This window comes from Kosakonia radicincitans DSM 16656 (assembly GCF_000280495.2).
In the GTDB taxonomy this organism is placed as follows: domain Bacteria; phylum Pseudomonadota; class Gammaproteobacteria; order Enterobacterales; family Enterobacteriaceae; genus Kosakonia; species Kosakonia radicincitans.
Genome location: NZ_CP018016.1, coordinates 334,534 through 347,428 on the forward strand (window position 1 = coordinate 334,534; position 12,895 = coordinate 347,428).

At 55.0% G+C, this 12,895-nt stretch carries 10 protein-coding genes; 9 read left to right on the forward strand and 1 reads right to left on the reverse strand.

What is annotated here, in order from left to right; translation table 11 throughout:
* The first annotated feature begins 144 nt into the window (after positions 1–144).
* The 5 genes from Y71_RS01565 (at position 145) to gntU (ending at position 5,111) form a co-directional block, all read left to right on the forward strand.
* Positions 145–1,182, forward strand: coding sequence for an oxidoreductase (locus Y71_RS01565; RefSeq protein ID WP_007369713.1), 1,038 nt, complete (start codon positions 145–147; stop codon positions 1,180–1,182).
* 123 nt (positions 1,183–1,305) lie between these two features.
* Positions 1,306–2,001 (forward strand): pirin family protein, encoded by a 696-nt coding sequence (locus tag Y71_RS01570; RefSeq protein WP_007369714.1) that lies wholly within the window; start codon positions 1,306–1,308, stop codon positions 1,999–2,001.
* Positions 2,002–2,107: 106 nt separating this feature from the next.
* Entirely contained in the window at positions 2,108–3,103 is a 996-nt protein-coding gene (gntR, locus tag Y71_RS01575; RefSeq protein ID WP_007369715.1) for a gluconate operon transcriptional repressor GntR, read from the forward strand.
* A gap of 137 nt (positions 3,104–3,240) precedes the next feature.
* Positions 3,241–3,774: a gluconokinase gene (gene gntK, locus Y71_RS01580; protein ID WP_007369716.1), complete on the forward strand. Its 534-nt coding sequence runs from the start codon at positions 3,241–3,243 to the stop codon at positions 3,772–3,774.
* A complete protein-coding gene (gene gntU, locus Y71_RS01585; protein WP_007369717.1) occupies positions 3,771–5,111 on the forward strand; it encodes a gluconate transporter in 1,341 nt (446 codons plus the stop codon). The genes gntK and gntU overlap by 4 nt, the downstream gene beginning before the upstream one ends.
* Positions 5,112–5,241: 130 nt before the next feature.
* Here gntU and Y71_RS01590 read toward each other — a convergent pair whose 3' ends face one another.
* Positions 5,242–5,835: a YhgN family NAAT transporter gene (locus tag Y71_RS01590; protein ID WP_007369718.1), complete on the reverse strand. Its 594-nt coding sequence runs from the start codon at positions 5,833–5,835 to the stop codon at positions 5,242–5,244.
* 175 nt (positions 5,836–6,010) lie between these two features.
* On the opposite strand from Y71_RS01590, the gene asd reads away from it, so the two are divergent.
* From asd to glgC, 4 genes are all read left to right on the forward strand, one after another.
* Positions 6,011–7,117, forward strand: a complete 1,107-nt coding sequence (gene asd / locus Y71_RS01595) for an aspartate-semialdehyde dehydrogenase (RefSeq protein WP_007369719.1) — start codon at positions 6,011–6,013, stop codon at positions 7,115–7,117.
* A 256-nt stretch (positions 7,118–7,373) separates the two neighbouring features.
* Positions 7,374–9,560 carry a 1,4-alpha-glucan branching enzyme gene (gene glgB / locus Y71_RS01600; RefSeq protein ID WP_007369720.1) on the forward strand — a complete coding sequence of 729 codons (2,187 nt, stop codon included), beginning with the start codon at positions 7,374–7,376 and terminating at the stop codon, positions 9,558–9,560.
* The gene (gene glgX / locus Y71_RS01605; RefSeq protein ID WP_007369721.1) at positions 9,557–11,533 is read left to right on the forward strand and encodes a glycogen debranching protein GlgX; all 1,977 of its coding nucleotides are present in this window, start codon (positions 9,557–9,559) and stop codon (positions 11,531–11,533) included. Before glgB ends, glgX begins: the two co-directional genes overlap by 4 nt.
* Positions 11,534–11,547: 14 nt before the next feature.
* Entirely contained in the window at positions 11,548–12,831 is a 1,284-nt protein-coding gene (glgC, locus tag Y71_RS01610; RefSeq protein WP_035888941.1) for a glucose-1-phosphate adenylyltransferase, read from the forward strand.
* Positions 12,832–12,895 lie beyond the last annotated feature (64 nt).

The window sequence follows — 12,895 nt, forward strand, 5'->3', positions numbered from 1 at the left end:
TGCTTCCAGTATTTCTTAGCCAGCCGCGTGCTGGCTTTTTTTTGCCTGTCATTTGCCGACGGCGGCCTTTTGAGAAAAGGGCGAGGGGCACGGCTTTCGAAGTTGCGCTATGGTAGTGACAGTCACCTCAACAAGGACTGGATCATGACTCTACATTGCGCATTTATCGGGTTTGGCAAAAGCACGACCCGTTATCATCTTCCTTATGTTCTCAACCGGAAAGCGAGCTGGAATGTGGCGCACATCTTTCGCCGCCATGCAAAACCGGAAGAACAACATCCCGCGTATCAACATATTCATTTCACCAGCGATCTGGACGACATCCTGCTCGATCCGCAGGTAAAACTGGTGATTGTCTGTACTCACGCCGACAGCCATTTCGACTATGCGAAGCGCGCGCTGGAAGCAGGGAAAAACGTGCTGGTGGAGAAGCCGTTTACCCCGACGATGGCGGAAGCGATCGCGTTGTTTGAACTGGCGAAAAGCAAGGGTCTGACGGTCTCTCCGTACCAGAACCGCCGTTTTGACTCCTGCTTCCTGACCGCTAAAAAAGCGATCGAAAGCGGTAAGCTCGGCAATATTATTGAAATTGAAAGCCACTTTGACTATTACCGCCCGGTGGCGGAAACCAAACCCGGCTTGCCGCAGGATGGCTCATTTTATGGCCTCGGCGTGCACACCATGGACCAGATTATCTCGCTGTTTGGTCGTCCCGATCATGCGGCCTACGATATTCGCAGCCTGCGCAACAAGGCCAATCCGGACGATACCTTTGAAGCTCAGCTCTTCTACGGCGATTTAAAAGCCATCGTGAAAACCAGCCATCTGGTAAAAATCGATTACCCGAAATTTATTGTGCATGGCACGAAAGGGTCGTTTATCAAATACGGTATCGATCAGCAGGAAACCAGCCTGAAAGCCAATATCATGCCGGGGGAACCAGGCTTTGCCGCTGACGACAGTATTGGCATTCTGGAGTATGTGAATGCGGCGGGCGAAACGGTTCGCGAAGAGGTTGCGCCGGAAACCGGCGACTATGGCCGCGTCTATGATGCGCTCTATCAAACGTTGACAACCGGGGCGCCAAATTACGTCAAGGAATCTGAAGTTCTCACCAACCTTGAGTTGCTCGAACGCGCCTTTGAGCAGGCCTCTCCGGCCACGATAACCCTCGCGAAATAAGTACAAATGGCTCCTCTGTGATTGTTCATTTTTTTTGAACAGAGGAGTCAATTTTCACCCTCTATGATTGCCTGTCGTTTGCGTCCACACTTACCCCATCGAAAACATACGGGGGTAAAAAAGATGATCTATTTACGTAAAGCAAACGACCGCGGCCACGCAAATCATGGTTGGCTGGATTCCTGGCATAGCTTCTCTTTTGCCGATTATTACGATCCGAATTTCATGGGTTTCTCGGCTCTTCGCGTGATTAACGATGACGTGATCGATCCGGGCCAGGGGTTTGGCACGCATCCGCACAAAGACATGGAAATCCTGACCTACGTGCTGGAAGGCGCAGTTGAACACCAGGACAGCATGGGCAATAAAGAGCAGGTGCCCGCCGGTGAATTCCAGATTATGAGTGCTGGTACCGGGGTGCGTCACTCTGAGTACAACCCGAGCGACACCGATCGTCTGCGTCTGTACCAAATCTGGATCATTCCGGAAAAAACAGGTATCACGCCACGTTACGAACAGCGCCGCTTCGACGCCCTGCAGGGCAAACAGCTTGTGCTTTCGCCGGATGCCCGCGACGGTTCGCTGAAAGTGAATCAGGATATGGAACTGTACCGCTGGGCGCTGTTGAAAGATGAGCAGTCTGTCCATCAGATTGCCGCCGAACGCCGCGTCTGGATCCAGGTGGTGAAAGGCAGCGTGACCATTAATGGCACCAAAGCGACGACCAGTGATGGTCTGGCAATCTGGGACGAGCAGGCTATTTCGGTTCATGCCGACAGCGACAGTGAAATTCTGCTGTTCGATTTGCCGCCGGTTTGATCTGATTTAGTTGAATAAATAACGCAACCTTTCGGTTATTACCGGAAGGTTGCGCATTGTCCGTGATAAACTGAGAAACTCTCACTCAGATAAAAATGTCAGGACGATGAAAAAGAAAAGACCCGTACTTCAGGATGTGGCCGATCGCGTTGGCGTGACCAAAATGACGGTCAGCCGTTTCTTACGTAACCCGGAGCAGGTTTCCGAGGCATTACGTGGCAAAATCGCCGCTGCGCTTGATGAACTGGGTTATATTCCCAATCGCGCTCCCGATATTCTCTCCAATGCCACCAGCCGGGCTATTGGTGTTCTGCTTCCCTCTTTGACCAACCAGGTTTTCGCTGAAGTGTTACGCGGTATTGAAAGCGTGACCGATGCGCACGGCTATCAGACGATGCTTGCCCACTACGGTTATAAACCGGAGATGGAAGAAGAACGTCTGGAATCGATGCTTTCGTGGAATATCGACGGGCTGATCCTCACTGAACGCAAACACACCGCGCGCACGCTGAAGATGATTCAGGTTGCGGGTATTCCGGTGGTGGAGCTGATGGACAGCCGCTCGCCGTGCATTGATATCGCCGTGGGTTTTGACAACTTCGAAGCCGCGCGGCAGATGACCGCCGCTATTCTCGCACGCGGCCACCGGCGCGTGGCATATCTCGGCGCACGTCTGGACGAACGTACTATCATCAAACAGAAGGGTTACGAGCAGGCGATGCTGGATGCCGGGCTGACGCCGTATAGCGTCATGATGGAGCAGTCATCCTCTTATACGTCAGGGATAGAACTGATGCGTCAGGCGCGCCGCGAGTACCCGCAACTGGACGGGATTTTCTGTACCAACGATGACCTTGCCGTCGGCGCCGCGTTCGAGTGCCAGCGTCTGGGGCTGCGGATCCCGGAAGATATGGCGATTGCCGGGTTCCACGGTCACGATATCGGCCAGGTGATGGAGCCACGTCTGGCGAGCGTCCTGACGCCACGTGAGCGCATGGGACGCATTGGCGCAGAGCGCTTACTGGCGCGCATTCGCGGTGAAGCAGTTACGCCGAAAATGTTAGATTTAGGTTTCACTTTGTCACCAGGTGGATCTATTTAGTCTGACAAATTTGAAGTAGCTCACACTTATTTATCTCTGGCACGAATGGATATTGCTTCTCCCAGACCCCGGCAGGACAATGTTACCGATAACAGTTACCCGTAACAATTCACTCTTGCACTTTGTGGGGGCTACCCTTGAGCACGACGAACTTTGATCACCACATTTATGTCCTGATGGGCGTTTCAGGCAGTGGCAAATCTGCTGTCGCCAGCGAAGTGGCGCATCAGTTACATGCCGCGTTTCTCGATGGCGATTTCCTCCATCCGCGCAGCAATATCATGAAAATGGCTTCCGGCGAGCCGCTCAATGACGATGACCGCAAACCGTGGTTGCAGGCGCTGAACGATGCCGCTTTCGCCATGCAGCGCACCAATAAAGTGTCGCTGATTGTTTGCTCGGCACTGAAAAAGCACTATCGCGATCTGCTGCGCGACGGTAACCCGAACCTCTCTTTCATCTATCTGAAAGGGGATTTCGAGGTTATCGAAAGCCGTCTGAAGGCGCGTAAGGGCCACTTCTTTAAAACGCAAATGCTGGTCACGCAGTTTGACACCCTTGAAGAGCCGGGTGCAGACGAGCGCGATGTTCTGGTCGTTGATATCGACCAGCCGCTGGAAGGTGTTGTTGCCAGCACCATTGAGATTATTAACAAAGGCAATGTGCAGTGAGTACATTAACACTGGTTTTAACAGCAGTCGGCTCCGTGCTGTTGCTGCTGTTTTTAGTGATGAAAGCGCGTATGCACGCTTTCGTCGCTTTGATGGTGGTTTCTATTGGTGCAGGGCTCTTTTCCGGTATGCCGCTGATTAAAATCGCGCAGACCATGGAAAAAGGGATGGGCGGAACGCTCGGCTTTCTGGCCATTGTGGTCGCGCTTGGCGCAATGTTCGGCAAAATTCTGCATGAAACCGGGGCGGTGGACCAAATCGCCGTCAAGATGTTGAGATCTTTCGGCCACAGCCGCGCGCATTATGCGATTGGTCTGGCCGGGCTGATTTGCGCATTGCCGCTCTTTTTTGAAGTGGCGATTGTGCTGCTGATCAGCGTTGCTTTCTCAATGGCGCGCCATACGGGCACCAACCTGGTGAAACTGGTGATTCCTCTGTTTGCCGGTGTTGCGGCAGCGGCGGCGTTTCTGCTGCCGGGGCCTGCGCCGATGCTGCTGGCTTCGCAGATGCACGCTGATTTCGGCTGGATGATCCTGATCGGCCTGTGCGCAGCCATTCCGGGCATGCTGATTGCCGGCCCGCTGTGGGGCAACTTCATCAGCCGTTATGTCGAACTGCATATTCCTGATGACGTGAGCGAGCCACATCTTGGCGAAGGCAAAATGCCGTCATTCGCGTTCAGCTTGTCGTTGATCCTGCTGCCGCTGGTGCTGGTGGGAATGAAAACCATCGCTGCGCGTTTCGTTACCGAAGGCAGCAACCTGTATGACTGGCTGGAATTTATCGGTCACCCGTTCACGGCGATCCTCGTGGCGTGCCTGGTGGCGATTTACGGCCTGGCGATGCGCCAGGGGATGCCGAAAGATCGCGTGATGGAAATCTGCGGCCATGCGCTGCAACCGGCGGGCATTATTCTGCTGGTGATCGGTGCAGGCGGTGTGTTCAAACAGGTGCTGGTGGACTCAGGCGTAGGCCCGGCTTTGGGTGAAGCGCTGACCGGTATGGGCCTGCCTGTCGCTATTACCTGCTTCGTGCTGGCGGCGGCGGTGCGCATCATTCAGGGTTCTGCAACCGTTGCCTGTCTGACGGCGGTCGGCCTGGTGATGCCGGTTATCGAACAACTGCACTTCAACGGCGCGCAGATGGCGGCACTCTCCATCTGTATCGCGGGCGGTTCCATCGTGGTGAGCCACGTGAACGACGCCGGTTTCTGGCTGTATGGCCGTTTTACCGGTGCAAGCGAAGCGCAAACGCTGAAGACCTGGACCATGATGGAAACCATCCTCGGCACCACCGGTGCAATTATCGGGATGATTGCTTTCACGTTGTTGAGTTAAGTTCTTCGTAAAGAAAAAGGCAGCGCCGTTTGGTCGCTGCCTTTTTTATGAATGTGTTTAGCTGTCTCGTCGATTGTTATCAATATCTGTAGGCCAGATAAGGCAAAACCACCACCCGGCGTTTCAGTCGTTAACCCTTCATCCACACCCGAATGCCGTCGAGGAACATCTGGGTGGCGAGCATCACCAGAACCAGCCCCATCAGGCGTTCCAGCGCGTTCACCCCTTTCTCGCCGAGCAGGCGTAAGAACAGCGTCGATTGCAGCAGAATGGCGACCGTTCCGCCCCAGGCGATTAACAGCGCAATCACCAGATGACTCATTTGGTTTGGATACTGATGTGAAAGTAGCATCAGCGTTGCCAGCAGCGTAGGGCCAGCAACCAGCGGAATCGCCAGCGGCACGATAAACGGTTCTTCACCAGCGGGCAGGCCGGAGCTGCTGCCGGTTTCGCTGGGGAAAATCATCTTAATGGCGATCAGGAACAGAATGATGCCGCCGGAAATCGACACCGTTTCCGCGCGTAAATTGAGCAGTGCGAGGATTTTCTCCCCGGCAAATAGGAAGATAAACATCACCAGCAGGGCGATCAGCAGTTCGCGGATCATGATCGCCCGGCGGCGTTTCGGCTCGGTATGTTTTAACACCGACATAAAAATGGGCAGGTTGCCTAACGGATCCATTATCAGGATCAACAACACCGCTGCGGAGATGATTTCACTCATTTATTATTATCCCTGACGCTGGCGGCCAACTTGCAGTAATTAGCCGCATTTCTGATGCATTCGCTATCATTGATTAATTTCACTTGCGACTTTGGCTGCATTTTGTAATGTGAGCACTGGCCCAGTGGGATACTGGTACACATCTTCAGCACATACCTCTGCAGGAACTTTCGCTATGAAAAATGTTGGTTTTATCGGCTGGCGTGGAATGGTCGGCTCTGTACTCATGCAACGCATGGTTGAGGAGCGCGATTTCGACGCCATTCGCCCTGTCTTCTTTTCCACTTCCCAGTTTGGGCAGACTGCACCCGCGTTTGGCGGCCATGCAGCAGGTACGCTTCAGGACGCGTTCAACCTGGAAGCGCTGAAGGCACTCGACATTATTGTCACCTGCCAGGGCGGCGATTATACCAACGAAATCTATCCAAAGCTCCGTGAAAGCGGCTGGCAGGGTTACTGGATTGACGCAGCATCTTCTTTACGCATGAAAGATGACGCCATTATTATCCTCGACCCGGTTAACCAGGCGGTGATCAATGACGGCCTGAACAATGGCATCAAAACCTTTGTTGGCGGCAACTGTACCGTCAGCCTGATGCTGATGTCGCTGGGCGGTCTGTTCGCTAACGATCTGGTGGAATGGGTCTCTGTAGCGACCTACCAGGCGGCTTCTGGCGGCGGCGCGCGTCATATGCGCGAACTGCTGACGCAGATGGGCCAGTTGCACAGCCATGTGGCGGCAGAACTGGCGGATCCGGCTTCGGCTATCCTCGACATCGAGCGCAAAGTGACAGCATTGACCCGCAGCGGCGAACTGGCGGTTGATAACTTCGGTGTACCGCTGGCGGGCAGCCTGATCCCGTGGATCGACAAACAGCTCGATAATGGCCAGAGCCGCGAAGAGTGGAAAGGCCAGGCCGAAACCAACAAAATTCTCAACACGGCGTCCACCATCCCGGTTGACGGTCTGTGCGTACGTATCGGCGCGCTGCGCTGCCATAGCCAGGCGTTTACCATCAAACTGAAAAAAGATGTGTCAATTCCGACCGTGGAAGAGCTGCTGGCTGCGCACAACCCGTGGGCCAAAGTGGTGCCAAACGATCGCGAAATCAGCATGCGCGAACTGACGCCTGCGGCTGTCACCGGTACGCTGACCACGCCGGTTGGCCGTCTGCGCAAACTGAATATGGGGCCGGAGTTCCTCTCCGCCTTTACCGTTGGCGACCAGCTATTGTGGGGCGCAGCGGAACCATTGCGTCGAATGTTGCGCCAACTGGCGTAAGAGAAAAATAAAAAAAGGGTGCTTCGGCACCTTTTTTTATGAGTTTTTACCGGAAAATGTGGTTGATGTGTTTATTTTCTCAGGAGTTGAAAAGTGTTGGCTATGCTTTAAGTAAGGTGTCTGAACACCTTACCTGAAAGCGGGACGGAGCATAGAGGATGCGCACATTTGTGCTGCTCCGTTCAGGTTCAAAAAGTATCGCAACCGCGTGAAACGGCGGTGGAAAGCGCGATACCACCATAACAGGATGAAAGCCATGTCTGTTCATATCGACAGAGACGTGATTAACGCACTAATTTCCGGCTGTTTTGCCGACCCTTTCTCCGTTCTTGGCATGCATTGTACCGATGCCGGTATTGAAGTTCGCGCTCTGTTGCCTGACGCCACTGAAGTGTGGGTCATTGAGCCGAAAACCGGGCGCAAAGTAGGACAACTGGAGTGCCTGGATTCACGGGGCTTCTTCAGCGGCGTGATGGAGCGCCGCAAAAATCCTTTCCGTTATCAATTTGCTGTGATCTGGCATGGCCAGCAGAATCTGATTGATGATCCCTATCGTTTCGGCCCGCTGTTGCAGGATATGGATAGCTGGCTGCTCAGTGAAGGAACACATATGCGCCCCTATGAAACGCTGGGTGCGCATGCTGATACGATGGATGGCGTGGTGGGAACGCGATTCGCCGTCTGGGCGCCGAATGCACAACGAGTTTCGGTGGTTGGGCAGTTCAACTACTGGGACGGCCGCCGTCATCCTATGCGCTTGCGTCGTGAAAGCGGGATCTGGGAGCTGTTCATTCCTGGCGCGCTCAACGGTCAGCTCTACAAATTCGAGATCCGTGATGCAAACGGCAGGTTGAAGATTAAGGCCGATCCTTACGCCTTTGAAGCCCAGATGCGTCCGGACAGTGCCTCGCTGATCTGCGGTCTGCCGGGCAAGAAAACCCAGAGCGATGAGCGCAAACGGGCAAACCAGTTTGATGCACCAATCAGTATTTATGAGGTGCATCTTGGTTCCTGGCGTCGCCATACCGACAACAACTTCTGGCTCAGCTATCGTGAACTGGCCGATCAACTGGTGCCGTATGCCAAATGGATGGGATTTACCCACCTTGAATTGATGCCGGTGAATGAGCACCCCTTTGATGGCAGTTGGGGCTATCAGCCGACCGGGCTGTACGCGCCGACCCGCCGCTTTGGCACCCGCGATGATTTTCTGCACTTCATTCATACCGCTCATGCTGCCGGGCTGGGGGTGATCCTCGACTGGGTACCGGGGCATTTTCCGTCGGACGATTTTGGCCTGGCGGAGTTTGACGGGACGAAGTTGTATGAGCACAGCGATCCGCGCGAAGGCTATCACCAGGACTGGAACACGCTGATCTATAACTACGGGCGTCGCGAAGTGAGTAACTATCTGGTAGGCAACGCGCTCTACTGGATCGAACGCTTCGGTATTGATGCGCTGCGCGTCGATGCGGTGGCCTCAATGATCTACCGCGACTACAGCCGCAAAGAGGGCGAGTGGATCCCCAATGAGTATGGTGGGCGCGAGAACCTGGAAGCGATTGAATTTCTGCGCAACACCAACCGCATTCTCGGCGAGCAGGCGCCGGGCGTTGTCAGTATGGCGGAAGAGTCCACCGATTTTGCCGGTGTTTCGCGGCCGCCTTCTCAGGGCGGGCTGGGTTTCTGGTACAAGTGGAATCTGGGCTGGATGCACGACACGCTGGACTACATGAAGCTCGATCCGGTGTATCGCAAGTACCACCACGATAAACTCACCTTCGGCATTCTCTACAACTACAGCGAAAACTTTATCCTGCCGCTGTCCCATGACGAAGTGGTTCACGGCAAGAAATCGATCCTCGACAGAATGCCCGGCGATGCCTGGCAAAAGTTTGCCAATCTGCGTGCTTACTACGCGTGGATGTGGGCTTTCCCTGGTAAAAAATTACTGTTTATGGGCAACGAATTTGCCCAGGGACGCGAGTGGAACCACGACGGCAGCCTGGACTGGCATCTTCTTGAGGGTGGCGACAACTGGCACCACGGCGTACAGCGGCTGGTGCGCGACATGAACCATCTCTACCGTCACCACAAAGCGCTGCATGAGGTGGATTTTGACCCGTACGGTTTTGAGTGGCTGGTGGTGGATGATCATGAAGCGTCGGTGTTTGTCTTTGTCCGGCGCGACAAACAGGGCAACGAAATCATTGTCGCCAGTAACTTTACGCCGGTGCCGCGCTACGATTATCGCTTTGGTATCAATCAGCCCGGCCGCTGGCGCGAGGAGTTAAACACCGATTCGATGCACTACCACGGCAGCAATACCGGTAATGGCGGCGTGGTACACAGCGATGCAATTGCTAACCGGGGGCGTGAACACTCGCTACTGCTGACGTTACCGCCGCTGGCGACTATATGGCTGGTGCGGGAGGGGGAATGACGAAGCTGACGGTGGGGCAATCGTTGCCGCCCGGCGCAGAAGTGCAGGCGGACGGCGTTAATTTTACGCTGTTTTCCGCCCATGCGGAGCGCGTCGAGTTGTGCCTGTTCGATGATGAAGGTAACGAACAGCGCGTCGATCTGCCTGGCCGCACCGGGGATATCTGGCACGGTTTTCTCAGCGGCGCAAAGCCCGGCCTGCACTATGGCTACCGCGTACATGGCCCCTGGGAACCGGCGCGAGGCCACCGTTTTAATCCAGCAAAACTTTTGCTCGACCCCTGCGCGAAACGCGTCGACGGCGAAGCCGTTGACAGCCCGCTGTTCCATGACGGCTATGATTCGCCGGATCCTCACGATAATGCCTCGCTTGGCTTGCGCAGTGTGGTAGTACATGACGCGTTCGACTGGCAAGACGATGTGCCGCCGCGCACGCCGTGGGGCAACACCGTCATTTACGAAGCGCACGTCAAAGGGCTCACCTGGCTTCATCCTCAGTTACCGGAAAATATCCGTGGCACCTATAAGGCACTGGGGCATCCGTTGATGATTGCCTGGTTTAAGCAGCTTGGCATCACCGCGCTGGAGCTGATGCCCGTCGCTCATTTTGCCAGTGAGCCGCGCCTGCAACGGCTGGGGCTTTCTAATTACTGGGGCTATAACCCGCTGGCGCTGTTTGCGCTCCATCCGCACTATGCCAGCGATCCGCAACAGGCCATCAATGAGTTCCGCGAAGCGGTGAGGGCGCTGCATCAGGCGGGCATCGAAGTGATCCTCGATATTGTGCTTAATCACAGCGCCGAAACCGATCTCGATGGGCCGACTTTCTCCCTGCGCGGCATTGATAACAGTACCTATTATTGGATCAGAGACGATGGCGATTACCACAACTGGACCGGATGCGGCAACACGCTGAACCTGAGCCATCCTGCAGGCGTGGACTATGCGCATGCCTGCCTGCGTTACTGGGTGGAGACATTCCACATTGACGGTTTTCGCTTCGATCTGGCGACAGTAATGGGACGCACACCGGGTTTTGATCCGCAGGCGCCGCTGTTTAGCGCGATCAAAAACGATCCGCTACTTTGCGATCTGAAACTGATCGCCGAGCCGTGGGATATCGGCCCTGGCGGCTACCAGGTGGGGAATTTCCCCGCACCGTTTGCCGAATGGAACGATCATTTCCGCGACGCGACGCGTCGTTTTTGGCTGGAACAGTCGTTGTCGCTGGGCGAGCTGGCCGGGCGGTTTGCTGCCTCCAGCGATCTGTTTAAACGTGCGGGCCGTTTGCCGTCGGCTTCGGTCAATCTGATCACCGCGCACGATGGTTTTACTTTGCGTGATTGTGTCTGCTTCAGCCATAAGCATAACGAGGCGAACGGCGAGGACAATCGCGACGGCACCGATAAAAACCACAGCAATAATCATGGACACGAGGGCCTGGGCGGCAGTTTTGATGTGGTAGAACGGCGGCGCGCCAGCGTGCATGCGCTGCTGACCACGCTGCTACTTTCTCAGGGAACGCCGATGCTGCTGGCCGGAGATGAACTGGGGCACAGCCAGCACGGTAACAATAATGCGTACTGTCAGGATAACGCGCTGACATGGCTGAGCTGGCAGCATGCGGATAGCGGGCTAATGCACTTCACTGCTGCGCTTATCCAGTTACGTCAACGGATCCCCGCTTTGACGCGCGACGTCTGGTGGGAAGAAGGAGACGGCAGTGTAGCCTGGCTGGATCACGCCGGACAACCGTTGACGGCGCAGGCGTGGCAGCACGGGGCTCTGCGCTTACAAATTCTGCTCTCCGATACGGTTTTAATCGCCATTAACGCAACCAGCGATGTTGCAGAAATGGTTTTGCCCCGAGGAGGATGGCACGCCATTCCTCCCTTTGCCGGAGAGGACAATCCGGTAGTGATAACTGCCTGGCATGGGCCTGCGCATGGAGTATGCGTATTTCAGCGGTCATAAAAACGGAGTCTGTCATGGTGAGATTAGATAAGAACGACCCTACAATGTTAGCGCGCCAGTTGCCCTTGAAATCCGTCGCCCTGATTCTGGCGGGCGGGCGCGGGACGCGCCTGAAAGATTTAACAAAAAAACGCGCCAAGCCGGCGGTTCACTTCGGCGGTAAATTCCGCATCATCGATTTTGCGCTCTCCAACTGCATCAACTCCGGTATTCGCCGTATTGGGGTGATAACTCAGTACCAATCCCACACACTGGTTCAGCATATTCAGCGCGGCTGGTCTTTCTTCAATAACGAGATGAACGAGTTTGTCGACTTGTTGCCTGCCCAGCAGCGTGTGCATGGCGAAAACTGGTATCGCGGCACGGCAGATGCGGTGACGCAGAACCTCGATATTATTCGCCGTTATCGCGCGGAATATATCGTCATTCTGGCGGGCGACCACATTTACAAGCAGGATTACTCGCGCATGCTGCTCGACCATGTCGAAAAAGGGGCGCGTTGCACCGTGGCCTGCCTGCCGGTGCCCATTCACGAAGCAACCGCTTTTGGCGTGATGGCGGTTGATGAGCAGGACAAGGTAGTCGACTTCGTCGAAAAACCGGCGAATCCGCCCTCTATGCCCGGCGATGACAGCAAGGCGCTGGCCAGTATGGGGATCTATATTTTTGATGCCGAATATCTGTACGACCTGCTGGAGGAGGATGATAAAAACGAGAACTCCAGCCATGACTTCGGTAAAGACATCATTCCGCAAATCGTCAAATCTGGCATGGCCTATGCACATCCTTTCCCGCAATCCTGTGTGCAATCGGATCCGAATTCAGAACCATATTGGCGCGATGTGGGAACGCTTGAAGCTTACTGGAAAGCGAACCTCGATTTAGCGTCGGTGATGCCAGAACTGGATATGTACGATCAAAACTGGCCTATCCGTACCTATAATCAATCTCTGCCTCCGGCGAAATTTGTTCAGGATCGATCGGGCAGCCACGGCATGACGCTGAACTCGCTGGTGGCTGGCGGGTGCGTTATTTCAGGCTCGGTCGTTGTGCAGTCGGTGTTGTTCTATCGCGTACGCGTCAACTCCTTCTGCAATATTGATTCGTCGGTGGTATTGCCGGAGGTCTGGATAGGGCGCTCCTGCCGCTTGCGCCGCTGCATTATCGACAGAGGATGTGTGATCCCGGAAGGCACAGTGATCGGTGAAAACGCAGAAGAAGACGCGCGCCGATTTTACCGCTCCGAAGAGGGCATCGTGCTGGTAACGCGAGAGATGCTACGCAAACTGCAAGGCTGATAAGTGAATTGAAACCTTGCGCGGAAGAGGTCCGCGCGCTGTTTCCCCCCCTGACGGCCATCCT